25 protein-coding genes are annotated in these 26,208 nt (G+C 74.6%); 14 read left to right on the plus strand and 11 right to left on the minus strand.

Annotation, left to right across the window (positions count from 1 at the left end):
• Positions 1-140 precede the first annotated feature (140 nt).
• Positions 141-350, plus strand: a complete 210-nt coding sequence (locus LV78_RS11755) for a hypothetical protein (RefSeq protein ID WP_253845020.1) — start codon at positions 141-143, stop codon at positions 348-350.
• Positions 351-1,074: 724 nt separating this feature from the next.
• On the opposite strand, the gene LV78_RS11760 is transcribed toward LV78_RS11755, so the two are convergent.
• The 3 genes from LV78_RS11760 to LV78_RS11770 all read right to left on the minus strand — a co-directional run bounded on the left by LV78_RS11760 (position 1,075) and on the right by LV78_RS11770 (position 3,747).
• A complete protein-coding gene (locus LV78_RS11760) occupies positions 1,075-1,788 on the minus strand; it encodes a VanZ family protein (protein WP_253845022.1) in 714 nt (237 codons plus the stop codon).
• Positions 1,789-1,861: 73 nt separating this feature from the next.
• The gene (locus LV78_RS11765; protein ID WP_253845024.1) at positions 1,862-2,542 is read right to left on the minus strand and encodes a response regulator; all 681 of its coding nucleotides are present in this window, start codon (positions 2,540-2,542) and stop codon (positions 1,862-1,864) included.
• On the minus strand, positions 2,539-3,747 hold the full coding sequence (locus LV78_RS11770; RefSeq protein WP_253845025.1) for a sensor histidine kinase: 1,209 nt from the start codon (positions 3,745-3,747) through the stop codon (positions 2,539-2,541). The genes LV78_RS11765 and LV78_RS11770 overlap by 4 nt, the downstream gene beginning before the upstream one ends.
• 176 nt (positions 3,748-3,923) lie before the next feature.
• On the opposite strand from LV78_RS11770, the gene LV78_RS11775 reads away from it, so the two are divergent.
• Positions 3,924-6,077, plus strand: coding sequence for an MMPL family transporter (locus tag LV78_RS11775; protein ID WP_253845027.1), 2,154 nt, complete (start codon positions 3,924-3,926; stop codon positions 6,075-6,077).
• A gap of 45 nt (positions 6,078-6,122) precedes the next feature.
• On the opposite strand, the gene LV78_RS11780 is transcribed toward LV78_RS11775, so the two are convergent.
• Positions 6,123-8,204, minus strand: a complete 2,082-nt coding sequence (locus tag LV78_RS11780; RefSeq protein WP_253845029.1) for a HelD family protein — start codon at positions 8,202-8,204, stop codon at positions 6,123-6,125.
• A 280-nt stretch (positions 8,205-8,484) separates the two neighbouring features.
• The gene (locus tag LV78_RS11785; RefSeq protein ID WP_253845031.1) at positions 8,485-8,820 is read right to left on the minus strand and encodes an MmcQ/YjbR family DNA-binding protein; all 336 of its coding nucleotides are present in this window, start codon (positions 8,818-8,820) and stop codon (positions 8,485-8,487) included.
• A 137-nt stretch (positions 8,821-8,957) separates the two neighbouring features.
• On the opposite strand from LV78_RS11785, the gene LV78_RS11790 reads away from it, so the two are divergent.
• Positions 8,958-9,554, plus strand: coding sequence for an HD domain-containing protein (locus LV78_RS11790; protein WP_253845033.1), 597 nt, complete (start codon positions 8,958-8,960; stop codon positions 9,552-9,554).
• Positions 9,555-9,657: 103 nt separating this feature from the next.
• The gene (locus tag LV78_RS11795) at positions 9,658-11,364 is read left to right on the plus strand and encodes a protein kinase domain-containing protein (RefSeq protein ID WP_253845034.1); all 1,707 of its coding nucleotides are present in this window, start codon (positions 9,658-9,660) and stop codon (positions 11,362-11,364) included.
• Between the two features lie 37 nt (positions 11,365-11,401).
• Here LV78_RS11795 and LV78_RS11800 read toward each other — a convergent pair whose 3' ends face one another.
• Both LV78_RS11800 and LV78_RS11805 read right to left on the minus strand, forming a co-directional pair.
• A complete protein-coding gene (locus tag LV78_RS11800) occupies positions 11,402-12,508 on the minus strand; it encodes a CU044_5270 family protein (RefSeq protein ID WP_253845035.1) in 1,107 nt (368 codons plus the stop codon).
• The gene (locus tag LV78_RS11805; RefSeq protein WP_253845037.1) at positions 12,505-13,155 is read right to left on the minus strand and encodes an RNA polymerase sigma factor; all 651 of its coding nucleotides are present in this window, start codon (positions 13,153-13,155) and stop codon (positions 12,505-12,507) included. Before LV78_RS11805 ends, LV78_RS11800 begins: the two co-directional genes overlap by 4 nt.
• On the opposite strand from LV78_RS11805, the gene LV78_RS11810 reads away from it, so the two are divergent.
• Both LV78_RS11810 and LV78_RS11815 read left to right on the plus strand, forming a co-directional pair.
• On the plus strand, positions 13,154-14,326 hold the full coding sequence (locus tag LV78_RS11810; RefSeq protein WP_253845038.1) for a DUF4241 domain-containing protein: 1,173 nt from the start codon (positions 13,154-13,156) through the stop codon (positions 14,324-14,326). The two genes, LV78_RS11805 and LV78_RS11810, sit on opposite strands and share 2 nt — an antisense overlap.
• A gap of 59 nt (positions 14,327-14,385) precedes the next feature.
• A complete protein-coding gene (locus tag LV78_RS11815) occupies positions 14,386-15,069 on the plus strand; it encodes a hypothetical protein (RefSeq protein WP_253845040.1) in 684 nt (227 codons plus the stop codon).
• A 12-nt stretch (positions 15,070-15,081) separates the two neighbouring features.
• On the opposite strand, the gene LV78_RS11820 is transcribed toward LV78_RS11815, so the two are convergent.
• A complete protein-coding gene (locus LV78_RS11820) occupies positions 15,082-15,759 on the minus strand; it encodes a nitroreductase (RefSeq protein ID WP_253845042.1) in 678 nt (225 codons plus the stop codon).
• A gap of 91 nt (positions 15,760-15,850) precedes the next feature.
• Here LV78_RS11820 and LV78_RS11825 point away from each other — a divergent pair, with 91 nt between their 5' ends.
• From LV78_RS11825 to LV78_RS11840, 4 genes are all read left to right on the plus strand, one after another.
• Positions 15,851-16,453, plus strand: coding sequence for a TetR/AcrR family transcriptional regulator (locus tag LV78_RS11825; RefSeq protein ID WP_253845044.1), 603 nt, complete (start codon positions 15,851-15,853; stop codon positions 16,451-16,453).
• Positions 16,454-16,539: 86 nt separating this feature from the next.
• The gene (locus tag LV78_RS11830) at positions 16,540-16,830 is read left to right on the plus strand and encodes a putative quinol monooxygenase (protein WP_253845045.1); all 291 of its coding nucleotides are present in this window, start codon (positions 16,540-16,542) and stop codon (positions 16,828-16,830) included.
• A gap of 32 nt (positions 16,831-16,862) precedes the next feature.
• A complete protein-coding gene (locus LV78_RS41545) occupies positions 16,863-17,588 on the plus strand; it encodes a helix-turn-helix transcriptional regulator (RefSeq protein ID WP_253845047.1) in 726 nt (241 codons plus the stop codon).
• Positions 17,589-17,807: 219 nt separating this feature from the next.
• Positions 17,808-19,601: an AMP-dependent synthetase/ligase gene (locus LV78_RS11840; RefSeq protein WP_253845049.1), complete on the plus strand. Its 1,794-nt coding sequence runs from the start codon at positions 17,808-17,810 to the stop codon at positions 19,599-19,601.
• A gap of 67 nt (positions 19,602-19,668) precedes the next feature.
• On the opposite strand, the gene LV78_RS11845 is transcribed toward LV78_RS11840, so the two are convergent.
• Together LV78_RS11845 and LV78_RS11850 are read right to left on the minus strand one after the other, a co-directional pair.
• On the minus strand, positions 19,669-20,394 hold the full coding sequence (locus LV78_RS11845) for a GON domain-containing protein (RefSeq protein ID WP_253845051.1): 726 nt from the start codon (positions 20,392-20,394) through the stop codon (positions 19,669-19,671).
• A 142-nt stretch (positions 20,395-20,536) separates the two neighbouring features.
• Positions 20,537-21,151, minus strand: a complete 615-nt coding sequence (locus LV78_RS11850) for a TetR/AcrR family transcriptional regulator (protein ID WP_253845052.1) — start codon at positions 21,149-21,151, stop codon at positions 20,537-20,539.
• A gap of 87 nt (positions 21,152-21,238) precedes the next feature.
• On the opposite strand from LV78_RS11850, the gene LV78_RS11855 reads away from it, so the two are divergent.
• Positions 21,239-23,338, plus strand: a complete 2,100-nt coding sequence (locus LV78_RS11855; protein ID WP_253845053.1) for a 2Fe-2S iron-sulfur cluster-binding protein — start codon at positions 21,239-21,241, stop codon at positions 23,336-23,338.
• Between the two features lie 22 nt (positions 23,339-23,360).
• The gene (locus tag LV78_RS11860; protein WP_253845054.1) at positions 23,361-23,930 is read left to right on the plus strand and encodes a TetR/AcrR family transcriptional regulator; all 570 of its coding nucleotides are present in this window, start codon (positions 23,361-23,363) and stop codon (positions 23,928-23,930) included.
• Between the two features lie 7 nt (positions 23,931-23,937).
• Here the strand turns inward: LV78_RS11860 and LV78_RS11865 are convergent, their stop codons facing one another.
• Positions 23,938-24,594 (minus strand): NADPH-dependent F420 reductase, encoded by a 657-nt coding sequence (locus tag LV78_RS11865; RefSeq protein ID WP_253845055.1) that lies wholly within the window; start codon positions 24,592-24,594, stop codon positions 23,938-23,940.
• A gap of 198 nt (positions 24,595-24,792) precedes the next feature.
• Here LV78_RS11865 and LV78_RS11870 point away from each other — a divergent pair, with 198 nt between their 5' ends.
• Positions 24,793-25,626, plus strand: a complete 834-nt coding sequence (locus LV78_RS11870; protein WP_253845057.1) for an alpha/beta fold hydrolase — start codon at positions 24,793-24,795, stop codon at positions 25,624-25,626.
• Entirely contained in the window at positions 25,619-26,158 is a 540-nt protein-coding gene (locus LV78_RS11875; RefSeq protein ID WP_253845059.1) for a TetR/AcrR family transcriptional regulator, read from the plus strand. Before LV78_RS11870 ends, LV78_RS11875 begins: the two co-directional genes overlap by 8 nt.
• Positions 26,159-26,208 lie beyond the last annotated feature (50 nt).

The raw sequence follows: 26,208 nt of genomic DNA on the forward strand, positions 1-26,208 counted from the left end.
GGTGCGGGCGAAGACGGGCGATGAGACCTCCGGTCTGGCCGCTACACGGCCGATTGGCCTGCCGGTTGTGGTGTTCGGGAATGGTCGTCGGGATGCGGCGTCGGTGTGGGTGGGAGTGGATCGCGTGGCTGGAGTGGCCCTTGTTCGTGATCACCCGGCTGGTCGTGCCTGCCGCACGACTCGACCGTCCCCAGTTTGGGCGGCGGTTGGGCTCTGCGGTGGGTACCGGCGGTGTGCTGATGGGCACGCACGATGCCGGTGACCACCGGGACCTCGCGGTCGAGGTCGTTGACCGCCTCGGCGATGGCACCGTCCCCGGTTACCGGTGCGGTGCGGGTGTCGTTGCGTGACCAGCGCCAGTACCGGTTACGGACTGCCTTCCGCAGCCCGTGGTGTTCGGGCAGGCCATGTCGAGCTACTCCGGTCTTGGCCTTGAACGACATCCTGTTGACCACCCGACGGTCGTCCCGCTTGGGCGTTCCGTTGCCCCCCTAGACGCAATGCCGATTACTTAAGCATTTCCCCTGGTCAAGGCTTGTCTTGACGTCAGATTGGCCACACCTCAAGGGGCGGGAGTTTGTCCACTAAGGACAGTTGTCCTTCTGCCTGAAGGGATTCCCTGCTACACACGGCGATGCGAGGAACCCGAAGGGGTTGCTGGCAGCTACCTCAAAAAGCCCCTGAACTGCGCAAACGGGCCTTAAGTCACCGGTATTGCCCCTAGACGGGCAACAGTGGCTCGGCAGCCTGTCACTGCTCATTGGTGCAGCTTGTGACTACGTGCCATAACCCAAGACCAGAGCAGACCAGCACCAGCTGCTTTGAGGGCACGCCTTAGTGGTAGGACGTCAGCGTGGTCAGGGTGTGGTGCTGGTTGTGTTGCTAGGCCTGTTGTCGGGCCTGACGGTCTGGTTTGCAGGGATTGCGTGTCGTGGTCGGCTGGCGCTCGTGTCCTGAGCGTTTTGGGGCGCTGGTTCATCAGTGGCGGGATGGCGGCTTTGGGCTGGTCTGCGTTGAGCAGTACGGCGTCTGGCTGGGTGATCTCTGCCTGAGGGGGAGCGGGTTGGCTTTGTGTCAGGGGCTTACCGCCGTTCTTGGTTCGACCGGTTTCGGGGTGGTCGCCCACCAGCGGCGGGATGCCAGTGCGGCCAGTGCGGTGCCTGTTGCGTTCAGCAGGACGTCGTCCACTGACGACACCCGGTCCAGTTGGAGTGCGTACTGCGCGGTTTCCACCAGCAGTGAGCAGAGTGCGCCCAGGGCCAGCACGCGTGGGGCAGTGGCCAGTGCTGGGAAGCGGATCGGGGCGAAGAAGCCCAGTGCCGCGAACACCAGCAGGTTGCCGACGATCCCTAGCGGGCCCATTTCCAGCAGGTCGCGCAGTGGTACCAGGCTCAGCCTTCCTGGGACCTCGCCTGCGTTCTCGCCCGGCATCAATGTGATCCACAGCCACGGGAGCGTGCCGTAGACCATGCCCACCTCGGCCACGGACGTGCGCCAGGGGCCCGTGCGTCGTGGACCCGTGTGCCAGGGGCCCGTCCAGCTCGACCCTGACCGCCGCGCTCTCGCCTGCCGCAAGCGGGCCAGTGCCCAGGCCAGCAGGACGGCCACCGGGAGGCCGACCAGGGTCATCAGCACCACCCCGTTCTCCGTGTCCCAGCAGCCGTGCCACTGGCCTGCCGCGCACGCTGGAGCGGACATCAGCAGTGGGCGGCGCAGGGTGAACAGGACGGCGGCCACGGTCAGTGCGGTCGCTGTGGTGAGTGCGATCGTGCGGGGTGTTTTGGGCATGGGGGTAGTCAAGCCTGGCGGGGTTATCGTGGGTGTATCTGGAATGTCGACCTATCGGGGGAAAGTGGTCGGGTCAGGCGGCCGGTGACGGGTCTCCCGGGACCACCAAGCGGTTCTGGTACGCGATGACCACCAGCTGCGCCCGGTCCCGCGCGCCCAGCTTGCTCATCGCCCGGTTCACGTGCGTGCGCACCGTCAGCGGGGACAGGAACAAGTGCCTGGCGATCGCGTCGTTCGACAGGCCGTGCGCCACCAGGACCATCACCTCCCGCTCCCGCTCGGTCACCAGGTCCAACCCGGCCGCCCGCACCACCGGCGGCCTGGACTGCGCGACGAACGCGCTGACCAGGCCCCGCGTCGCCTTCGGCGACAGCAGCGCGTTCCCCTCCGCCACCACCCGGATCGCGGTGACCAGCTCGGCCGGGTCCACGTTCTTGCCCAGGAAGCCGCTGGCCCCCGCCCGCAGCGCGGTGACCACGTTCTCGTCGTCGTCGAACGTGGTCAGCACCAGCACCCGCACCCCGGCCAACCGCTCGTCGGCGCAGATCCGCCCGGTCGCCTCGATGCCGTCCACGCCCGGCATCCGCAGGTCCATCAGCACCACGTCCACGCGCGAGGCGCGCGCCAGCTCCACGGCCTGCGCGCCGTCCCCGGCCTCGGCGACCACCTCCATCCCCGGCGAGGCGTCCACGATCATCCGGAACCCGGCCCTGATCAGGGCCTGGTCGTCGGCCAGCAGCACGCGGATCGTCACGGGTGTCCTCCGGTCGGGGTGGGGAGCAGGTCCGCCGAGTCGTCCCAGCTCGTCGCGGAACCCGGCGCGGGCAGTTCGGCGCGGACCCGGAACCGGCCGCCGGGCGCCCGGCCCGAGGTGAGCACCCCGCCCGCCGCGCTCGCGCGCTCGCCCATGCCGATCAGGCCGAAACTGGAACCGCCGGGCAGAGCGCGCCCGACCCGGTTGACCACCTCGACAATGATCTTCTCCGGTTCGCGGACCACCACCAGCTCGGCCGAGCCGTCCCCGTGCTTGTGCGCGTTGGTCAGCGCCTCCTGGACGATCCGGTACGCCGCCAGGTCCACCAGCGCGGGCAGCCTGCGCGGCTCGCCGTCGTACCGGCAGCGCACCGCGAACCCCGCCGCCTCCAGACCCGCCAGCAGCGCGGGCAGCTGGTCCAGACCGGGCGTCGGCTGGGTGCTGGGGACCTCGTTCGGGTCGCGCAGCACGCTGATCACCGACTTCACCTCGTCCAGCACCGCGTCCGCCGCGCCCCTGATGTGCCCGAGCACCGGCCAGACCTGGTCCGGCCGGTCCCGCAGCACGTGCCTGGCCGCGCCCGCGTGCACGCTGATCACCGCGATGTGGTGCGCGACCACGTCGTGCAGCTCGCGCGCGATCCGCAGCCGCTCGTCCACCACGCGCCTGCGCGCCTCCTGCTCGCGGGTCTCCTCGGCCTGCCTGGCCCGCTCGGTCACCTCGGCGACGTACGCGTGCCGCATCCGCACCGAGTCCCCGATGCCCGCGCCGCCGAAGACGCACGCGAACAGGCTGAACTGCTCCGGCGACCACCAGTGCGACAGGTCCAGCGCGAAGCCCGCCAACGCCGTGGCGCCCCACGCCAGCCCCGCGTACAACCAGGGCCGCCGGTGGCGGCTGTGCAGGGCCGCCGAGTAGGTCAGCACGCTGACCAGCAGGAACAGCCCGGCAGGCGCGGGCCAGCGCGCGGCCACGCCGAGCGCGGTGACCAGCGCCGCCACCGCGAGCACCACCTCCGGGCAGCGCCGCCGCAGCAGCACCGTGCCGACGATCAGCGCGCTCGTCCACCACCGCTGCTCGGGCGGTCCCGCCGGTTCGGCGTGGTGCACGCCCACCACCAGCAGCGCGGCCAGCAGCACGTCACCGGCCCACGCGCGGTGCTGACGCGTCCACACGGGCATCCGGGCGACGGCTGACTCGTACATGACCCCGACGGTAGGCGAACGGTCCCGGCTCCTCGCCCTGCCCCTGCGGTATCCGGTGTCCGGGGGAGTACGGCGAGCGCGGTACCCCACCGCCCGCAGCCGCACGACGACTTCCCGCTTCCGGGTGTCCATCGTGGACCGGGTCCGCATCACCCGAGTTCCGAAGGGCTCCACCCGTGGCCACCCTGCTGTACCGGCTAGGCCGGTTCTCGTTCCGGCGCCGCCGGACCACCCTCGCCGCGTGGGTGATCCTGCTCGCCCTGCTCGGCCTCGGCGCGGCCGAGCTGTCCGGACCGGCGAGCCAGTCGTTCTCCATCCCCGGCGCCGAGTCCACCCGCGCCATGGACGTCATCGGCGAGAAGTTCGGCGGCGGCGCCTCCCCGGCCACCGCCTCGGCGCGGGTGGTCTTCACCGCGCCCGGATCGGCGACGCTGACCGGGCCCGAGCAGAAGGCCGCCGTCGAGGGCGTGCTCGCCGAGCTGGCCCGCGCGCCCCAGGTCGCCTCGGTCGTCGGCCCGTACGAGGCGCTCACGATCTCGCCCGACCAGCGCACCGCGTACGCCTCGGTCACCTACGACGCGCCGCTGGCGGACGTGACCACCGCCTCCAGGGAAGCGCTGCTGGCCACCGGCGGCGCCGCGCGCGAGGCCGGGATCGGCGTCGAGTACTCGGGCCAGGTCACCACCGTGGTCGCGGGCGGGCACGCCGCCGAGGCGATCGGCCTGGCCGTGGCCGCGCTGGTCCTGCTGCTCACGTTCGGCTCACTGGTCGCCGCCGGGCTCCCGCTGCTCACCGCCCTGGTCGGCGTCGGCCTCGGCATCACCGGCATCCAGATCGCCACCGGCCTGTTCGAGCTGTCCGCCGCCACCCCCGCGCTGTCCACCATGCTCGGCCTGGCCGTCGGCATCGACTACGCGCTGTTCGTCGTCTCCCGCTACCGAGGCGAGCTGGAGCTCGGGCACGACCGGGAGGAGGCGGCGGGCCGGGCCGTCGGCACCGCCGGGTCCGCAGTGGTCTTCGCCGGGCTCACCGTGATCATCGCGCTGGCCGCGCTGACCGTCACCGGCCTCGGGTTCCTGGCCGCCATGGGCGTCGCCGCCGCCTGCACGGTCGCGATCGCCGTGCTGGCCACGCTCAGCCTCGTCCCCGCCCTGCTCGGCTTCGCCGGTCGCGCGATCAAGCCCGCCCGCAGGCGCGCGGGCGAGTCCCCGGCCACCCCGCTCGGCGAGCGCTGGGCGCGCGTCGTGGTCAAGCACCGGTGGCTCGCGGTGGTGCTGTCGGTGGCCGCGCTCGGCGTGATCGCGCTGCCCGCCACCGACCTGCGGCTGGCCCTGCCCGACGACGGCGCCGCCGCCGTGGACTCCACCCAGCGCAAGGCCTACGATCAGCTCTCGGCCGGGTTCGGCGCCGGGTTCCAGGGGCCGCTGACCGTGGTGGTCGAGGCCCCCGGAGACGCCGCCGAGGTGGCCGAGCGGTCCAGGCTGGCCATCGCCGCGCTGGACGACGTCGCGACCGCCACCCCGGCGGTGGTCGACGAGGCGGGCGACACCGCCCTGCTCACCGTCATCCCGCTCAGCGCGCCGACCAGCGAGGCCACCGAGGACCTCGTGCACGCCATCCGCGACCTGCCCGACCCCGACGGCGCGCGGCTGTCCGTCACCGGCCCCACCGCGCTGAACATCGACGTCTCGGAGCGGCTCGCCGACGCCCTCGTGCCGTACCTGGCGGTCGTGGTGGGACTGGCGTTCCTGCTGATGACGCTGGTGTTCCGCAGCGTCCTGGTGCCGCTCAAGGCGGCCCTGGGCTTCCTGCTGTCGGTCGCGGCCTCGTTCGGCGCGCTGGTCGCGGTGTTCCAGAACGGTCACCTCGCCGGGCTGATCGGCCTGGACAGCACGGGGCCGGTCATCAGCCTCATGCCGATCTTCCTGGTGGGCGTCCTGTTCGGGCTGGCCATGGACTACGAGGTGTTCCTGGTGACCAGGACCCGCGAGGAGCACGTGCACGGCGCCGAGCCGGACGAGGCCGTGGTGAGCGGGATGCGGCACGGGGCGCGGGTGGTCACCGCCGCCGCGCTGATCATGATCAGCGTGTTCGCCGGGTTCGTGCTCGCCGACGACGCGATCGTGAAGTCGCTCGGCTTCGCGCTGGCGTTCGGGGTGGCGGTGGACGCGTTCGTGGTGCGGATGACGATCGTGCCCGCCGTGCTGTCGCTGCTCGGCCGGTCCGCGTGGTGGCTGCCGCGCTGGCTCGACCGGATCCTGCCGGACGTGGACGTCGAGGGGGAGAAGTTGGCGCGGCGGTTGGCCGCCGAGGAGCGGGCGCGGGTCTGAGGAGGCGCCGGGGCCGCGTCGACGAGCGGCTCCGGCGTTCCCGGCTCAGGCGACCCGCAGCTGGCCCAGCTCCTGCGTGCACCGGGTCAGCGCCACGTACAGCCCGTTCCAGCCGCGCGGTTCGGCGCTGATGCCCTCCGGGTCGACCACCAGGGTCGCGTCCCACTCCAGGCCCTTGGCCTCGGTCGCGGTGAGGACGGGGATGTCGTCGTCCAGCAGGGCTTTCAGGGGTGCGACGTGCGCGCGGGCGGCGACCACGCCGACGGTGCCGCCCCGCCAGCGCTCGCGAAGCCCCGCCACGGCCTCCCGCGCCGCGCCCGGCAGGTCGGCCGGGGTGGTGGAGCGCTCCCACGGGGTGACGCCGGAGGAGCGGACCGCGCGCGGCGGGGTGTTGCGGCTGCCCGCCTTCTCCAGCACCGGGGCGGTCAGGGACATGACCTCGCTCGGGGTGCGGTAGCAGATGGTCAGCTCCGCGGTGGTCCAGTTGTCGCCGAGGGTGGCGCGGACGGCCTGCGCCCAGCTGGTGTGCCGGTGCGAGGCCTCGGCCTGGTCGATGTCGCCGACCGCCGTGATCGACCTGGCCGGGCAGCGGCGCAGGACCATGTGCCACTGCATCTCGGACAGCTCCTGCGCCTCGTCCACCACGACGTGCCCGTACGTCCAGCCGCGCCGCGCGCGCGCCCGGTCCGCGACGGACTCGGCCTGACCGCGCGGGGGGTCCACGTCGCCGAGCAGGTCGGCCACCGCGTCGAGCAGCGGGATGTCGCCGGGCGCCAGGGCTTCCGGTTCGGCGACCACCAGCGCCACCTCCTCCGGCGGCAGGAAACCGCCCAGCAGCACCGGATCGGCCAGGAACCCGCGCAGCACCGCGCCCGCGTCCAGGGTCGGCCACCAGTGCTCGACGAACCTCGCGATGGTCGGGTGCCCGGCGATCGCCGCGCGCAGCTCGTCCACCTCCTCCTCGGACAGCCTGCCGTCCACGTCGCTGCCGGTGGCCGGTCCGTCGTGGACGGTCCCGCCCAGGCTGCGGTCGACGCGGGCCAGGACGTCCTCGAAGCCCTCCTCCACCTCGGCGAGCGCGGCCTCGCGGTGCTCGGCGATCAGCTCGGCCAGCACCTGGTGCAGCTGCTCGGCGAACGCGGCCCTGGCCGGGTGGTGCGGGCGCGCCCGCACCGAGGCGAGCAGCTGCGCGACCACCGCGCGGTCGACGACGTGAGACTCGCCGTCCCAGCGCAGCTCCAAATCGCGCGGCCGGGGGCGCAGCGCCGCCACGCGCTCCTCCAGGGCCCGCTGCCACGCCGCGCGCCCCTTGATCTCGGACACCACCCGGTCCTCGGCGCGGGCCACCACGGCGCCGGGCACCAGGGTGTCGCAGGTCGCCGACACCACGGCGGTCTCGCCGAGCGCGGGCAGCACCTGCGCGATGTAGTCCAGGAAGCGCGGCGACGGGCCGAGCACCAGCACCGCCCGGTCGGCCACCTGCTGGTGCGTGAACAGCAGGTACGCCACCCGGTGCAGGGCCACCACGGTCTTGCCGGTGCCCGGCCCGCCCTGCACGATCAGCGGCCCTGACGCCTCGGCGCGCACCACCTCGTCCTGCTCGCGCTGCAACGTCGACACCGCCGTTGACATCCGCCCGGTGCGCCGCTCGCCCAGCGCCGCGAGCAGCGCCCCCTCGCCGACCAGGTCGGAGGCGGAGGACCCGTCGAGCGGCTCGTCCTCCACCCCGACCACCGCCGCGCCCTCGGTGCGGATGTGGCGGCGCCGCGCCTGCCCCTGCGGGTCCACCGGCGTCGCGGTGTAGAACGGCCGGGCGGCGGGGGCGCGCCAGTCCAGCACCAGCGGTTCGGCGCGCACGTCCTCCTCCCGCACCCCGACCCGGCCCACGTGCCACACCGAGCCGTCGAGCCCGTCGAGCCTGCCGAAGACGAGCCGGTCGGACGCGAGCAGCAGCTCGTCGTGCTGCCTGCGCAGCACCCGGTGCAGCGCCCGGTCCCCGTCCTCCTCGGCCTCCGCCATCCCGTCCGCCAGCCGCGCGATCATCCGGCCGCGCAGCGCGGTGGCGGTGTCGAGGAACGCCTGCTCCTCGGCGATCGCGGAGCGGCGGCTGTCGGGGGTCGGGCTCATGCAGGTGACCTCGCATCGCTGTGCCGGTCCGACCGGGCGGTCCGGTTCTCGGCGAAGCGGAATGGTAGGGGCTCGTCGGTGGGGGAACGGGCATCGATCCGCGTGGGGGAGAGGGTTGTCTCACCGGCTTGAAAATGCCGGGAAACCCTGGTCTCCCAGGGGTTTTGGCATCGGCGGGAACAGGTCTTCCGGGAATTGGCAAACGCGACACGCGGGGGATCGGCGATGTCCGGTCGGGAATCCCACCCGGTCCGCCCTGGAGCTGGCCGACGGCGGCCGATCACCCGTCCAGCTCGGCGACCAGGCGCTTCGGGGCGCGGGTGCGCCACGCGTCGGTGAGCACCTCGCGCAGCTCCGCCTCGTCGACCGCACCGAGCCGCACCAGCACGTGCGGGTGGCCGTCGTAGTGCGCGGTGGTGAAGAAGCGGTCGGGGGAAGCGGCGACCAGGGCGCGCTTCTCCTCCTCGGAGGCGCAGCGCGCCACCAGCACGCCGTCCTCCTCGTGCAGGCGCGCGAACAGCCTGTCCGACACCCGCCACCCCGGCGTGCCGTAGGAGGCGCGCTCCACCACCCCCGGCAACGACAGCGCGATCCGGCGGACGTCCGCCTCGGTCATCGGCACCGCACCCACCGCCCTCCGCGCCCGACGGTCACCATGATGCCCGGACCGGGACCACCCGGCAGGGGGAACGCCGCAGGTCACCCGGCTCCGCGCCGCCGCGACGCGCCCACCCGCGCCTATCGTGGACGACCGTGCCCCCGACCCCGCCGCTCCACCGCGCCCTGACCGACCCGTCCACCCCGCCGCTGCGCCCGCTGCCCGCGCCGGTCGTGGCGCTGCTGGTGGACCTCGCCGCGCCGCCCCGGCTCGCCGCGCACCTGCGGGCGGTGCACGACGTGGCGTGCGAGCTGACCGCGTGGGTGCGGCTGCGCTACCCGCAGGCGGCGTTCGACGGCGCCGCGGTGGAGTTCGGGGCGGCGGTGCACGACGTCGGCAAGGTCGTGCACCCCGCCGAGCTGTCCGGCCCCGGTTCCGAGCACGAACCCGCCGGGCGGGAGCTGCTGCTCGCGCGCGGCGTCGAGCCCGCGCTGGCGCGGTTCGCGGGCACGCACGCGTCGTGGGCGGCGGACGGGATCGGGTTGGAGGACCTGCTGGTGAGCCTGGCCGACAAGGTCTGGAAGGGCCAGCGGGTCGCGGACCTGGAGCGGCTGGTGGTCGACCGGTTGGCCGCTGCGGGTGGGCAGGAGCCGTGGGAGGCGTTCCTGGCGCTGGACGACGCGCTCGACCGGATCGCGGCGGACGCTGACGGCAGGTTGGCGTTCCAGGGGAGCTTCCCGATCACCGGGTGAGCGGGAAGCCGACCGTGATCACCCGGTAGCGCAGAGCACCCGGCCCGGCGCCAACCCGACCATCCCCACCACACCTGTCGGTGCAGGTTGCTAGCGTGGCCCGGTGTCTGAGCGAGAGCACACCGGGCGGATCCTCGACGGCCGGTTCGAGCTGTTGGAGCGGCTGGGCAGCGGCGGCATGGGGACGGTGTGGCGGGCGCTCGACCTCGGGTTGCAGCGCGAGGTGGCCATCAAGGAGGTCCGGCCCGCCGACGCCGACCAGGTCGAGAGCAACCCGGCCGTGGCCGCGCAGCTGCGCGAGCGGGTGCTGCGCGAGTCCCGCGCGCTCGCCCGGCTCCAGCACCCCAACGTGGTGTCGATCTACCAGATCGTGGACCTGCCCGGCTCGACCTACCCGTGGATCGTCATGGAGCTGGTCAGGGGCACCTCGCTGGAGGACCGGCTGAGCAAGGGGGTGCTCAGCCCCGTCGAGGCGGCGGGCATCGGGCGGGACGTGCTCGCCGCGCTGCGGTCCGCGCACGCCGCCGGGGTGATGCACCGGGACGTCAAGCCGGGCAACGTGCTGCTGCGCCCCGACGGCAGCGCCGTGCTCACCGACTTCGGCATCGCCGCGCTCCAGGGCTCGACCCAGCTCACCGCCACCGGCGAGGTCATCGGGTCGCCCGAGTACATCGCGCCGGAGCGGCTGCGCGGGGACGAGACGCAGGTGTCCTCCGACTTCTGGTCGCTGGCGATGCTGCTGTACGTGGCCGTCGAGGGCAGCCACCCGATGCGCCGCGCCTCCACCATGGCCACCCTCGCCGCCGTGATGACCGAACCGGTCCCGCCGCCGCGCCGCGCGGGCGCGCTCGGGGCCGCGCTGAACGCCGCGCTCCTGCAGGACCCGGCGATGCGGCCCAGCGGCGAGGCGCTGGACCAGCTGTTCGCGGCGGCCGAGCGGGAGACCGTCGGCGGGTTCGGTGCGCCGCCCACGCCCGCCGGTGGCGCGTTCGGCGCGCCGCTCACCCCCGCGAGCGGGAACTTCACCCCGCCGGGCGGGAACTTCGTCGGGACGCCGCCCGGCGGGTTCACCCCCGCCAGCGGCGGACCCCAGCAGCACCCGCAGCACGGCCCGGCCAGCGGGCCGCAGCACGTCTACCAGCAGTCCTACCCGACCCCGCTCCCCGCGCCGCGCAAGAAGGCGGGCACCGTGGTCTTCTCGCTGGTCGGCGTCGTGCTGGTCGTCGCGCTCACCGTCGTCGTGGTCAGGATGGTCGGCACGGGCGCGGACACCGGGGGCGGCAGCGCCCGCACGGGCGTCTCCAGCACCGCCGGTGACACCCCGTACCAGAGCCAGGGCGTCACCCCCGCCCCGGACGTCGCGAAGGTCGACCTGCTCACCCCGGACGGCGCGCGCACCGCCGCCGCCGCGTTCATCGAGGTCATGGGCACCACCAAGGTCTCCGACATCACCCTGTGGCCCGAGCGCGCCAGCGCCGTCGCCCCCACCGCGGCGGTCCCGAACGGGTTCGACAACTTCGAGTACACCGTCGGCGGCAAGGCCACCAGGGAGCGCCCGGACGGGGTCGACGCCGACCGGGCCGTGCTCGACCTCAACGAGGTCAACTGGGACGCCCTGCCCGGCCTGTTCGAGCGGGCGGCCAAGGACCTGGGCGTCCCGCAGCCGAAGAACCGGTACGTCATCGTCGACACCGGCCTCATCGACCACAAGGCCACGATCCGGATCTACCTGAGCGACGACTACGGCGGCGCCTACCTGAGCGCGAACCTCAAGGGCGAGGTCGAGCGCCTCTACCCGCGCGACAAGTGACGTGCGGGGGGCGGCGACCCCGCCCCCCGCAGCCGGGTCACGGCCGGACGCCGGGCCCGTCCACGACCGCCGTCCCCACCGAGGTGAACCCGGTCACCGCCCCCGAGGGCAGCGAACCCTCCCCGGTCGCGACCGTCCGCTCGCCGATGAACTGCCCCGTCGCCGGGTCCACGATCAGCTCGGCCCGCTCGAACGGCCCGGTCAGCCCGAGCGCGATCCCGACCCGGCCGTCCAGGTTCACCGCCCGGTCCAGCACCTCCAGACCGGGCAGTTCCGCCAGCACCCGGTACATCAGCGCCCGCACCTCCTTGCGCACCAGCCCGGTGCGCAGCGCGTCCGCGACGTAGGTCAGCAGCGCCGCGTCACCGCGCGAGCTGTCCTTGGGCGCGTCGGCGCGCAGCCGCGCGTGCAGCCCGGCCACGTCGGTGGGCAGCCCGTCCTGCCAGCGCTCGGTCGGCTGCTGCCAGCTCCCGGCGCCGCACCAGTCCGACTCCGGGACCGGCTCGACCCCGTGCACCCGGACCCGTCCCGCGGGCGGGGGCTCGTGGAACCGCCCGCACACCCCGCGCCACTCGCCCTCGGGTTGGCCCTCCTCCTCGGGGAACGCCCCGGCCCGCTCGGCCTCCTCGGCCGTGCCGACCACCCACCGGTGCTCCCCGGTGACGTCCCTGCGCTCCACCCACTCGGCGCGCCGGTCGGCGGGGACCCAGGTCTCCGCCAGGTTCTCGCTCAGCCTGCTGAACGACCGGCCGCCCGCCGACGAGGTGTCCAACGTCCACGCGCGGGTGGTGACCAGCAGGTACCGCCCCGGCCCCACCTCGGGGTCGACCTCGCCCACCGCGACCGCCGCGGCCCGCTCCAGCGCCTCCGCCGCCTCCGCCGACGCGCCCCGCCCGCCGAACCGCTCGGGCCCCACCACCAGCCCGCCCGCGACCAGCACGGCCACCGCCGCCGCTCCCGCCACCCAGCGCCCGCCCACCACGCCCACCCCTCTCGTCGCACCCGTGCCCGCCATCCCGTCCAGCAGCGCCGCGCGCGCCCTGCCCAGCGCCGCGTCCGCCCCGCCGTCCCGGTCGGCCCCACCGGGGTCGAGCGCCTCCAGCGCCCCGTCCAGCTCGGCCTCGCTCCACGACCGCCGCGTCACCGCTCCTCCTCGACCCCGTGGGCCCGCAACCGCCCGCGCACCCGGTGCAACCGCGACCGCACCGTCCCGGCCGGGATGCCCAGCGCCCCGGCCACCTCGGTCGCGTCCAGCCCGGCCCAGCTCGTCAGCAGCAGCACGTCCCGGTCGCCCGGTTCCAGCGCGGCCAGCGCGCCCGCCAGCCGCCTGGCCGCCACCGCCGCGTCCACCCGCTCCGCCACCCGACCGCCGTGGTCGTCCGCCGCGCCGTCCCCGGTCACGTCGACCCCGGCCCGCGCGAACGCCCGCAACCCCCGAACCTCCTGGCGCAGGTGCCTGCGCAGCAGGTTCGCGGCGATCCCGTGCAGCCACGCCCGCGCCGTCCCGCGCGCCGGGTCGTACCCGGCCCTGCTCTGGTAGGCCACCAGGAACGTCTCGGCCACCAGGTCGTCGGCCAGGTCGCCGACCCGCCGCCGCAGGTAGCCGTGCAGCGCGCGGGCGTGCCGGTCGAACAGCGCGCCGAACGCCCGCACCGGGTCGGACAGGTCCGGGCGGTCGGTGTCCCGGTCGTCCTCGATCGCTCGCACACCCGGTTCTTGCCCGCAGCCGCCCGAGGTGTTCACGGGTCCGGCCGGGCCCGCTCCGGAGCGCGCCACTACTTTCTGCGGCATGGGACAGATGGTGGGCCTGGTCTACTGCGAGGGGTGGGACCCCGTCGCGCGGACCGTCGTCGGCGTGCTCGACGAGGAGCAGGCGCGCGAGCGCGACTTCGCGGGGGAGCAGTACGCGGTGTGCCTGGTCGACCCGGACTCGGGCGCGCCGACCGCGCTGCTGGAGATCGCCGACCGGTACCGGCGCTGCTCGTGGTTCGACGAGAGGGGCAGGCGCTCGCGGGTCAGGGTGGACGTGGTGCTGCACGGGCGGCTGTTCCACCTGTCCACCACCGAGTGGGCGTACGGCCCGGACGACGCCGAGTTCGCGGACGGGGTGGAGCGCACCGAGACCACCCACTCGCCCCAGGGCGACCGGGACGTCGTGCGGGACCTGCCCGACGGCGGTTCGCACGCCACCGAGGACGAGGTCCCGGTCGAGACCCTGTACCGGCGGGTGCCCGCCTTCGGCGACTGGAACGCCGCCACCGGGTTCGACGGGACCTTCGTGCGGCGGTCCGTCCCGTCCGCCCCGGCGGGCGACGAGCCGCCGTGGCGCCCGCCGACGCCGTTGCGGCCGAGGGTGGGGGAGCTGTTCGAGCCGGGCGCGAGCTTCGTCGTGGACGGCTCGGAGTTCACGATCGAGACCCACGACGTCGGTCCGCTGCGCCTGCCCAGCGGCAGGCTCGTCGCCGCCGACCCGGCCTGGCCCACCGACGAGGAGCCGTTCGACGACATGCTCATGCCGGTGGCCCACCCGGTGCGGGTGCTGCTGGCGGTGTGCGCGGACAAGCCGGACTGGAAGCCGGTGGCCGCGCTCCAGCTCGTGCTGGCCGACGTGCCCGCCGCGACCTGGGAGCCCGCGCGCGTGGAGGGGAGCGACCCGGTGCTGCTGGGGGAGGGCGAGTTCTACGGCGCGGGCGTGGACTCGGGGCAGCTGTGCTTCGTGGACGCCTCGGCGGCGGAGGCGCTCGGCGAGGTGGTGGGGGAGCACGAGATCGACCCGGACGGGGCGGAGCACCGCACCGCGCTGCTGTCCGACCCGGTGAGCGGGGGCGACATGGTGCTGTTCACCGCGCCGAACGGGGACGGGGCGTACCCGACGTGGGTCGGGCGGGCGGCGGACGGGTCGATCACCTGCTTCGTGCTGGACGCGCTGTTCGTGCCGGAGCGGTACTACGACGTGGGCTGATTCGGGAACCCGCGCCCGAACCGCGCCCGCGCACCCGCCCCGGCTGCTTGGATGGCGCGGTGCCGTGGGAGTTGGTCGAGCGCCTGTCCTGGCTGGCCGGGATCGTCAGCGCGCTGCTCGCCGCCGTCGCCGCGTGGTCGGCGGCCAGGACCGCCAGGGGCAGCGCCCGCGACCTCGCGCTGATCGTCGCCGCCGCCACCGACCGGCCTGAGCTGCTCGCGGTGCTGGAGGCCGACGCGCGGGCGCGGGTCGAGCGGGTGCGGCGGCGGGTCAGGGCCGCGCTGGCGCTCATCAGCTGCGCGCTCCTGCTGGTCGGGCTGGGCGGGGCGATCGCCTGGGCGGGGTTGTCGGTGAGCCGGTACGAGGACTTGTCGGTGGTCGGCGGGCACCGGCCGCGCGCCGAGCGGGAGTGCGCCGCCGCCGGGGAGGCCGCCGTCTGCGCGGACTCGCACGTCTACCTGCTCGGTGCGGCGGAGGAGGTGGAGACCCGCTTCGCCGGGCCGGAGCGGGACGGGGCGGGCGTGGTCGTGGTGACGCTGCCCCGGTGCCGGGCGGAGGTGCGGTGGCGGGTGTCGGTGGACGGGCGGGTGGTCGCCTCGGCCGTCTCCCACGACGTCCACGTCGGGGTGGAGTTCCGCGCGCCCGCCGGGCGGCAGCACGTGTTCACCGCCGAGCGCGCGCCGGGAGGGGAGTGCGAGACCGCGCAGCTGAACGTCCGGGTCGGGGTCACGCACGACCGGTGACCCCGACCCCGGTCAGCGGTGGAACCGGGTGGTCTCGCCCAGCGGCGCGCGGCCCACGGTGACCGCGTTCACCGCGGCCTCCGGGTCCGCGTGCCCGAACGCGACGCCGAACAGCAGCTTCCCGCCGATGACCCCCAGGTTCTCGCGCACCACGTCCGCGTAGAAGCTCAGCAGCGCCTGCGGGCAGCTCGCCACCCCGTGCGCCTCCAAGGCCAGCAGCAGGGTCTGTGCGTACATGCCCACGTCGGCGGTCAGCCTGGGGTCGCCGGAGTCCGGCGCGAACAGCAGCGCCACGTGCGGCGCGCCGTAGAACTCCAGGCTCCGCTCGTCGTACGCGGCCCGCCGCGCCTCCGCCTCCCGGCCGATGCCCAGCGCCCCGTACAGCGCGGCGCCCGCCTCGGCGCGCCTGCGCAGGTGGGTGGGGGAGTAGACGTCGTGGCTGTGCGGGAAGTCGACGCTCCGGTGACCGGTGGCGTGCGCGGCGACCAGCGCGGCGGCGAGCCGGTCCTTGGCCGCGCCGCTGACCACCTCCACCTGCCACGGCTGCGCGTTCGAGTTCGACGGCGCGGCGCCCGCCAGGGTGAACACCGCCTCCAGGGTCTCCTGCGGCACCGGGGTGGGCAGGAACGCCCTGGTGGCGCGGCGTCCCCGGATCAGGCGGTCGGCGAGGGCGGGGAGGGTGGTCGGCACGGTGGGCTCCTTAAGTACACGGTTTCGTTTACTTAAGGAGACTGTAGCGGATCACCCGCGCCCGTGTAAACGCCGCCGTACACTTCAGGTCATGGCGGACACCGGGCAGCGGGCGGGCAGGGGCGCGAGGGAGCGGGTGCTGGCGGCGGCGGTCCGGCTCTTCACCGAGCGCGGCATCACCGCGACCACCATGGAGGACGTCGCCGCCGCCGCCCCGGTCTCCAAGCGCACCCTCTACGCGCACTTCCCCACCAAGGAGGACCTCGTCCTCGCCCAGCTCGACCACCTGCTCGACTCCGGCGCGACGATGCTGGACGCCCTGCGGGACGACGGGGTCCCGCCCCGCGAGCGGCTGCTGGGCATGTTCGGCCTCGGCCTGTGGGACGGGGACGTGCGCTCGTGCCCGTTCCTGCGCGCCGCCACCGAGGACCCCGACCCGGACGGCCGCGCGCACGCCTTCGCCCGCGCGCAGAAGCTCGTGATGCTGGAACTGGCGACCGGCCTCGTCGCCGAGCTGGGGATCGCCGAGCCGGAAGCGCTCGCCGAGCAGCTCGTCACGCTGTCCGACGGCGTGGCCAGCCGGGCGATGGTGCTCAACGACCCCGACTACGGCCGCCACGCCCGCGCCGCCGCCGAGGTCCTGCTCGACCACGCGCCGCGCCTGGCCGACGCGAGCGCGAACACGTCCGCCTGACGGAGGCGCGACGGCGGTCCGGCGCGCGAGGATTCCCCGTGCCACCAAGGCATCCGCACCGATCCGGCAGGGGACCCACCGTGCTCATGGCTCTCGTCGAACTGCGCACCGCCCACCGCGAGACCGTCCTGGCCCACTTCGACGCCGAGCGCGACCGTGTCCGCGCCATGCCCGGCAACCTGGCCTTCCGGGTCTGCGCCTCCCGCGAGGACCCGGACCGCGCGACCGTCCTGCACGAGTGGACCGACCGCGCCGCGCTCGACGGCTACCTCGCGTCCGAGCCCTTCGCCCGCCTCGGCGCCTCGGTCCGCCCGCTGCTGGCCGAACCGCCGGTCAGCAGGCGCTTCCGCGCCGAACCGCTGGACGTGGTCGCCTGACCGCCCTCGACCTCCGGGAGGCGCGCGCCGTCGTGCGCTCCTTCCCGGCCGCGCCCACCCGCGACCTGCTGCTGGAGCACCACTACCTGCTCCGCGCCTCCACCGGGACCCTCCGGCTGGAGGCGCGCGGTCGCGCCTGGCTGCTGCCGCCCGCGCGCGCCGCGCTGATCGAGGCGGGCGAACCGATCCGGGTCACCGTGCCCGCCCCGGTCACCACCGCCTCGGTCCTGCTGCACCCCGGCTTCACCCCACCGCCGCCCGCCCCGCTGGCCGTGTTCGACCTGACCCCGCTGGCCCGCCACCTGCTCGCCGAGTGCGCCGCCCTGCCGGGGTCCGCCGAACCGCTGGACGCCTACGCCCGCCCGCTCTTCGCCGCGCTCGCCGCCGTCACCTGGCGGCTGGCCGAGCGCCCGGCGCCGGTGTCCGTCCCGGTGGGCCGGTCGGCCGAGCTGCGCGAGGCGCTGCGGCTCACCGGGGAACGCCTCGGCGACGACCCGCGCTTCACCGACCTGGCCGCCGAGGTGGGGCTCGCGCCGCGCTCGCTGGCCCGCAGGTTCGCCGAGGAGACCGGGACGACGTGGCGCGCGGTGCTGCGCCGGATGCGGCTGCTGCGGGCGATCGAGGCGCTGGCGGGCGACGAGCCGATCACCGCGATCGCCCACGCGGTCGGCTACAGCTCGCTGTCCGCGTTCAACGCCGCCTTCCTCGACCTCACCGGCCGGACCCCCGGCGACTACCGCGCGAGCTTCCGGGGCTGACCCGCGCCCGCCGCCGTGCCCGCCCGCCGTCCCTGCCCGCCGTCCCCGCCGTGCCGACCTCGCCGCGCCGACCCCGACCCGCCCGCCGGGTCAACGCCCTGCGCCGTGCGGCCGAAGCACCCCGCCGCGCCCGGCCCGAACCCTGGTGCTCGCGCACCCGCCGTGCTGGACTGGCTCCCCCGTCCTAGCACGTCGTGGTGTCGAGGAGGAGCAAGAGCCTTGCGCGAGAAGAGCATTCCGCCGCTCTACGAGGTCCCCGCCGATGACAGCCTGCTCGGCCCGGTCATCCGCAACACCGCCGAGCAACCCGAGCGCGTCCTGCTCGCCCGCCAGGTCGACGGCGGGTGGCTGGACGTCACCGCGGCCCGCTTCCTCGCCGAGGTGCGCTCCGCGGCCAAGGGGCTGATCGCCTCGGGCGTCAAGCCCCGCGACAAGGTCGCGATCATGTCGCGCACCCGCTACGAGTGGACCGTCCTGGACTACGCGGTCTGGGGCGCGGGCGCGGTGTCCGTGCCCATCTACGAGACCTCGTCGGCCGAGCAGGTCGAGTGGATCCTCAAGGACTCCGGCGCCGTCGCGGTCGTCGTGGAGACCGAGGCGCACCTCGCGCTGGTCGCGCGGGTCCGACCGGGCTTACCCGCGCTCACCCAGGTCTGGACCATCGACGACGGCGCGCTGGAGCAGCTCGACGCCGGTGGCGCGTCCGTGAGTGACGAGCAGCTCGACGAGCGGATCAAGACCCTCGGCCCCGACGAGCTGGCCACGATCATCTACACCTCCGGCACCACCGGCCGCCCCAAGGGCTGCGTGATCACCCACCGGAACCTGCTGGCGGAGTGCGGGAACACCATCGCCCGGTTGCGACCGCTGTTCCACGACGACGCCTCCTCGCTGCTGTTCCTGCCGCTGGCGCACGTGCTGGGCCGCGTCATCCAGCTCTGCTCGCTCGCCGCCCCGGTCAAGCTCGGCCACGTCAGCGACCTCAAGGAGCTGCCCGCCGCGCTGGCCACGTTCCAGCCCACCTTCCTGCCCGCCGTGCCGCGCGTGTTCGAGAAGGTCTACAACTCGGCGCGCGCCCAGGCCGTCGCGGGCGGCAAGCAGAAGGTCTTCGACCTGGCCGTCGACACCTCCATCGCGTACAGCAGGGCGCTGGAGACCCCGTCCGGGCCGGGATTGGCGTTGAAGCTCAAGCACAAGCTGTTCGACCGCCTCGTCTACGGCAAGCTCCGCGCGGTCCTCGGCGGACGGGCCGCCTACGCCCTGTCCGGCGGAGCCCCGCTCGGCGAACGCCTCGGCCACTTCTACCGGGGCCTGGGGTTCGTGGTGCTGGAGGGCTACGGCCTCGCCGAGTCCAGCGCCGCGACCACGACCAACCCGCCGGACGTGCAGAAGATCGGCACGGTCGGCCTGCCGCTGCCCGGCTCGTCGGTGCGCATCGCCGAGGACGGCGAGATCCAGCTCAAGGGCGAGCACATCTTCACCGGCTACTGGAACAACCCCGAGGCCACCGCGGCCGTGCTGGACGCGGACGGCTGGTTCAGCACCGGCGACCTCGGCGCCCTGGACGAGGAGGGCTACCTCAGGATCACCGGCCGCAAGAAGGAGATCATCGTGACGGCGGGCGGCAAGAACGTCGCCCCGGCCGTCATCGAGGACCGCATCCGCTCGCACGCGCTCGTGGCGGAGTGCATGGTCGTCGGCGACGCGCAGCCGTTCATCGCCGCGCTGATCACCCTGGACGAGGAGATGCTGCCCCGCTGGGCGGCCCAGAACGGCAAGGAAGCCCTGACGCCGCAGCAGCTCCGGGTCGACCCCGAGCTGGTGGCGGAGGTGCAGCTGGCGGTGGACCTGGGCAACGCGGCGGTGTCGCGGGCGGAGGCGGTGCGCGAGTTCCGGATCCTGGACATCCAGTTCACCGAGGCGTCGGGGCACCTGACGCCGTCGCTGAAGCTGAAGCGGAACGTGGTGCGCAGGGACTTCGACGCGCAGATCCGGGAGATCTACGCGGAGTGAGGCGGACGAGCCGCGGTGACCGGGAGCGCCCGGTCACCGCGGCTCGTCCGCCTGGAGTCGTCGCGCCTCAGGAGATCTCGAAGCAGGGCTTCGGGCGCAGCAGCCCGCCGGGCGCGCAGGACAGCTCCAGCGCGGTCATCCCCGGCTGCGGGTTGGTCGGGTTGTAGAAGCCGGGCGCCGGGACGTTCCAGCCGCAGTAGCCGCCGCCGGTGAGGTCCGCGGACTGGTCGCCGGGGGTGAGCACGGCCGTGCCCGACGCCGCGAAACCGCCCACCTGGAACGTGTCGGAGACGGCGAACGCGGTGCCGCGCAGGTCGATGCTCGCCACCCCGCTCGCGGCCCCGTCGCAGCTCATCGCCGTGGCGTAGGGCATCGACGTCACGGTGGTGCTCCCGAGCGCGAGGGCGCCGGTGGACGTGGCGAAGGTCAGGTCGCCGATGTCGGCGGTCAGCGTCGCCGGGTCCACGCGCAGCTTGGTGAACGTGGTGCGCACGGTCGTCCCCGGCGAGGCGCCGCCCGCCGTGTACTGCGAGAAGTTGCCCTTCCCGCCGGTGTCCGGGAGGTCCAGGTACTCGCGCGGCGTGCCCGCCATGTCGTGGCAGTGCACGCCGAGCAGCCGCTGGTTCGTGAGCAGCAGGTACGGCCCGTCGGGCGCGGTGGGCAGGAGCGCGCGCACGGCCGCGCAGCTGTCGAGTGGCCCGCGCGGTTCGGCCGTCGCGGGGGCGGCGCCGAGCGCGGCCACCGCGACCAGCGCCGCGCCGGTGGCCAGCGCGCTGCGGAGAGCAGGTCCCATGTCGGGCTCGCAATCGTCGTGGGGGTGTGGCGGGAGCCGGGTCGGCTACCGGGAACCTAAAGCCGGGGCGCGACCCCGCTCCCCGGAAGCACCCCAGCAGGTGACCCCCTTCGGGACGCTGTCCCCCGGACGGGCGGGCCCCTCACCCCCGCAGGTACCGCGTCACCATCGCCACCAGCTCCTCCTCGAACACCTCCACCGCCGTGCTCCCCGGCGCGGCCATGAACTTGTGGGTGTTCATCTCCACCGTGAACAGCACCAGGTCCGCCGCCAGGCCCGGATCGCCCACCCGCACGTCCGGGTGCCGCTCCAGCACCTGGCGCACCTGCCCGGTCCGCAGCGCGCCGTGCCGGGCGACCGCGTCCAGCAGGTCCTGCGACGCCGCCGCCTCCTCGACCATCAGCCGCAGCAGCCTCGGGTCGTCGCGGTGGTGGTCGACCGCGTCGCGCACCAGCGCCCGCACCACCGCCTCCAGCGTCCCCGGCGCCAGGTCCAGCTCCTCGAACCCCGGCCACGAGCCCCGGTCCACGTGCTGGATCAGCAGCGCGGCCAGGATCGAGTCCTTGTTCGGGAAGTACTGGTACAGCGACCCGATCGACACCCGCGCCCGCTCGGCGATGCGGTTCGTGGTGCCCGCCGCGTACCCGTGCTCGGTGAAAACGTGAGCAGCGGCGGTGAGGATGCGCTCGCGGGTCAGCTCGGCGCGGACCTGGCGGGGCTTGCGACGTGGCTCCAAGCGGCGATCGGCGGACGGCACGGCTGGCCTCCTGGGGTGCGCGGAAAGCGAGTAGTCAAATACCTGAGCTAATGCTCACAATAGTGTCATGAGCTGCGAGGACAACGCATGACCGCCACGACGTCGCACCGGCTGGCCACCACCGCGCAGGTCGAGTCGGTGATCGGCCGCGCGCCCGCGCCCGTGCTGGCCAAGCAGATCACCGCGCTGGACGACGGCTGCCGCGCCGTGCTCGCCCGCTGCCCGCTCGCCGCCTTCGGCCACCGCGACGCGGACGGCGTCCAGCGCACCACCTTCGTCGGCGGCGCGCCGGGTTTCGCCCGCGTCCACTCGCCCACCCGCGTCTCGTTCGCGCTGCCGGACGCCCGCCCGCGCGGCCCGGTGTCGTTCACCTTCCTCCTGCCTGGCGTGGGGGAGACCTTGCGGCTCAACGGGAAGGCCGCCGAACGCGTGGGCGACGAGCAGTTCGTCGACGTGCTGGAGGCCTACGTGCACTGCGCCCAGGCCGTGATCCGCTCGGACCTGTGGCAACCACCCGTCCCCGCCGACCCCGCCCCGCGACCGCGCGGCACGGGCCCGCTCGCCGCCCCGGACGTGGCCGACTTCCTCGCCGCCGCGAGGTTCCTCGCACTGTCCACAGAGGACGGTGAAGGCGGCTCCGACACCAGCCCGCGCGGCGACCTCGCCCACGCGGCCCACCCCCTGGACGCCCGCACCCTCGCCATCCCCGACCGCAGGGGCAACAAGCGCGCCGACACCCTGCACAACCTCGTCCACGACGACCGCGTCTCGTTCGCCGCGCTGATCCCCGGCCGCACCGACGTGCTGCACGTCAGCGGCCGGGCGTCGATCACCACCGACCCCGAGCTCCTCGAAACCCTCGCCCTGAAAGGAATCCCGCCGCACGCCGCGCTGCTCGTCGCCGTCGAGCACGCCGAGGTGACCCCGAACGCCGCGCTGACCCGCTCCCGCGCGTGGACCCCGCGAGCGCACGCCCGCCCCGGCGAGGTGCCCGACCTGATGGTCCTGGCAGGCGACCACCTGGCCGCGAACCTGGCCGCCCGCAAGGGTTTCCTGCCCCGCCTGCTCGCCGCGCTCACCCGCGTCCCCGGCCTGGGGGCGGTCCTGCGCCTGGTCATCAACCGCTCCTACCGCGCCAACCTGCGCCAGGAGGGCTACGGCGACGTCCGCCTCACCCCCACCACCCCGGAGCCCCCGTCCAGGGAAGTCGAGATCGCCGAGATCCGCAGGGAGACCCCCGACGCCGTCACCCTGGTCCTGGACTCCCCGCACCCCTTCGACTTCCGCCCCGGACAGTTCTTCACCCTGCTCGCCGACCTCGACGGCGAGCCGGTCCGCCGCTCCTACTCCGCGTCCTCGGCCCCCGGCGGCACGAGCCTGGAGCTGACCGTCAAGCGCGTGCCCGGAGGCCGCTTCTCCACCCGCGCGAACCACGACCTGCGCGCGGGCGACCGCCTGCGCCTGCGCGGCCCGTCCGGCGCGTTCCACCTGGACCCGGCGGTCGACCGCGAGGTCGTCCTGCTCGCGGCGGGCAGCGGCATCACCCCGCTGATGAGCATGATCCGCGCCCTCCTCGCCACCGACGCCCCAGCCCGGATCGCCCTGCTGCGCACCGACCGCACCGCCGAGGACGTGATCTTCGCCGACGAGCTCGCCGACCTGGCCCACCGCGACCCGGACCGCCTGTCGATCACCCAGGTCCTCACCGCAGACCAGGGCCGCCCGACCCCCGCGCGCGTCGAGTCCTGGCTCACCGCGCTCACCCCGTCCGACCGGGCCGCCTACTACGCCTGCGGCCCCGACCCCCTGGTCGCCCTGCTCCGCGAGGTCCTGACCGCCAGGGGCGTGCCCCCCGAGCGCGTCCACCACGAGCGCTACACCACCGCCGCCCCGACCCCGGTCGCCGCCCCGCAACCCCTGGTCGTCGTCGACGGCGCCCGCACCCTCGGCGCGACCGTCGTCGAACCGGGCCAGACCCTGCTCGACGCGGCCCTCGCGGCGGGCCTCCCGATGCCGCACTCGTGCACCGTCGGCAGCTGCGGCGACTGCGCCGCGACGCTCCGCGCGGGCGAGGTGGCGATGACCGAGCCGAACTGCCTGCCCCCGCAGCGCAGGGCCGAGGGCGACGTCCTGACCTGCGTGGGCTGCCCGCTGTCCCCGGTCACCCTGGACGTCTCCGGGCGCTGAGCGCGCCGACTACACTGGCCCGGTGCCCCAACCGGACGCGTCCCCGCAGGTCGCGCGCCGTCCGCAGCGCGCGGTCGGCAGGCGCAACTTCGACGCCCTCCTCGTCGCCGCCCGCGAGGTCTTCGCCACGCACGGCGTCAACGGCTCGCTGGAGGAGGTCGCCCGGCGCGCCGGGGTCGGCATCGGCACGCTCTACCGCAACTTCCCCACCCGCCAGGTGCTGTTCGAGACCGTCTACGCCGACGAGGTGGACGCGCTCGCCCGCGTCGCCGACGAGCTGGCCGGGCACGAGCCGTGGGAGGCGCTGGTCGGGTGGTTGCGGCAGTTCGTCGCCTACTCGGCCACCAAGAAGGCGCTCTACGAGGCGCTGAACTTCGACTCGCCGATGTTCGCCGGTTACCTGGAGCGCGTCCACCGGGCCGGTGAGCCGCTGCTCGAACGCGCGCAGCTGGCCGGTGCGGCGCGCGCCGACGTGAGCTTCGACGACGTCCGCCTGCTGGTCAACGGGGTCGGCGGCGGGAACTACCGGGACGACGCGCAGCGCGACCGCGTGCTCGCCGTGGCGCTGGACGGGATCAGGGCGCGGGGCTGAGCGCGCGTCACCTCGTCGCCGCCGCCAGCGCGGCCCTGACCCGCTCCACCCCGGCGGGCACGGCCTCCCGCACCGTCGCGCCCGCGTGCACCAGGTGCGCGGGGGTGCCCGGCTGCCAGCGCCAGCCCTCCGCCAGCGGGCCCGCGTCCACCGCGTCGTAGCCGATCGCGTCCAGGAACGCGATGACCTCGGCCCGCGCGCCCGCGTCGTCGCCCGCCACGGGCAGCGCCGACCGGTCCGGCGCGCCGCTCGGTCGGGCCAGCGCGAGCAGCGAGCCGAAGAAGATGTTGTTGCACGCCTTGACCACCCGCGACCCTGCCAGGTGCGCCTGCACCAGCTCGCTCGTCGTCCCGACCAGGCCGGGCACGTGGCCGTGGCGCGCCGGGTCGTAGTTGATCGCGTCGACGACGGTCCGGTCCCGCAGCGCCGCCGCGGGCAGGTCGGGGTAGGCGCGCACCGGCACGGCGACGAAGGCCAGGTCGCACGCCCGCGCGGCCTCCTCCGGGGTCGCCGCCCGCGCGCCGGGGCCGAGTTCGGCGACCAGGTCGGCCAGGGTCTCCGGGCCCCGCGAGTTGCTCACGACGACCCGGTGGCCGCTCGCCACGGCCAGCCGGGCGAGCGCGCCGCCGACCTGCCCGCTGCCGATGATCCCGATGGTGCGCAAGGGTTCCTCCTTCGTGGACGGGGGTTCGACCGGCCGGACGACGCCGTTTCGGAGGACCCCCTCCGGTGAGGGCCCCAAGCTAGCGGAGGAACCCCTCCGGAAACAAGCGGGCGCTCTCGCGGGGGTCGGAGTTGACACCGCAGGCTAATGGCATTAGCTTTTTGGCTAACGAACTTAACGAGCATCACGGAGGACGCCATGACCCAGCACCTCACCCTCGACGGCGGCACCCTCGCCTACGAGCTCACCGGCGACACCGGCCCGCTCGTCGTCCTCGCCCACGGCATGGGCGACAGCCGCGCCGCCTACCGCTTCACCGCCCCGCGCCTGGCCGCCGCCGGTTACCGCGTCGCCGCCGTCGACCTGCGCGGCCACGGCGAGTCCAGCACCGGCTGGCCCGAGCACACCCGCACCGCCATCGCGGCCGACCTCGTCGCGCTGATCGAGCACCTCGGCGGCCCCGCCGTGCTGGTCGGCCACTCCATCAGCGGCGGCGCGGCCACCATCGCCGCCGCCACCGCGCCGGAACTGGTCACCGCCCTGGTCGAGCTGACCCCGTTCACCCGCGCGCAGAGCTTCTCCCCCGGCGACCTCCGCCACCCCGCCTACCGCAGGGGGATGCTCGCCCTGCTCGGCATGGCCGCGTTCGGCAGCACCAGGAGCTGGCTGCGCTACCTGGAGATCGCCTACCCCGGCCCCCGCCCGGCCGACTTCGCGGCGCGCCAGGAGGAGATCGCGGCGATGCTGGGCGAGCCCGGCCGCATGAAGGCGTTGCGCGCCATGGGGCAGGGCACCCCCGCCGACGCGGGCGCCCAGCTGGCCAACGTCAGGTGCCCGGTGCTCGTCATCCAGGGCGAGCTCGACCCCGACTGGGTCTCCCCGCGCGCCGAGGGCGAGGCCGTCGTCGCCGACCTGCCCGCCGGTCTCGGGCGGCTGGAGGTCGTCGAGGGCGCCGGGCACTACCCGCACGTCCAGTTCCCCGAGCGGGTCGTGGACCTGGTGCTGGAGTTCCTCGCCACCGCCCGTGCCTAGAGGCCGCCTCGACCGGGCCGCCGTCGTGGCGGCCGGGGCCGAGCTGGCCGACGAGGTCGGCTTCGACGCCCTCGCCACGGGCCCGCTCGCCGAACGCCTCGGCGTGCGCGCCCCCTCGCTCTACCGGCACGTGAAGTCCTTGGCCTGCCTCAAGAACGCCGTCTGCGCGCTGGCGGTCCGCGAGCTCGGGGACGTCCTGCGCCACGCGGTCGCCGGGCGCTCCGGACCGGACGCCCTGCGCGCGCTGGCCGACGCCCTGCGCCACTGGGCCCTCGCGCACCCCGGCCGCTACACCGCCACCGTCCGGGCCGCCGGGGCCGACGACCCCGCGCTGGCCCTCTTCTCCCGCTGCCTCACCGGTTCCCCGCCGCACGCCGCCCGCGCCTTCAGGTCGGCCTCGCACGGTTTCATCGCCCTGGAGTCCGCGGGCGGTTTCGGCCTGCCACACGACGTCGACCTCAGCTACCGCCACCTCGTCGACACCCTGATCACCGGCCTGGGCGCCGAACCCCCGCCGAGCACAACCCCGTGACCCCCGGCGCCGTCACCGGCCGCCCGCCCCGCGCCCCGACCCGGCCCGGT

The sequence above is a fragment of the Actinosynnema pretiosum genome (assembly GCF_024171695.1).
Lineage (GTDB): Bacteria > Actinomycetota > Actinomycetes > Mycobacteriales > Pseudonocardiaceae > Actinosynnema > Actinosynnema pretiosum.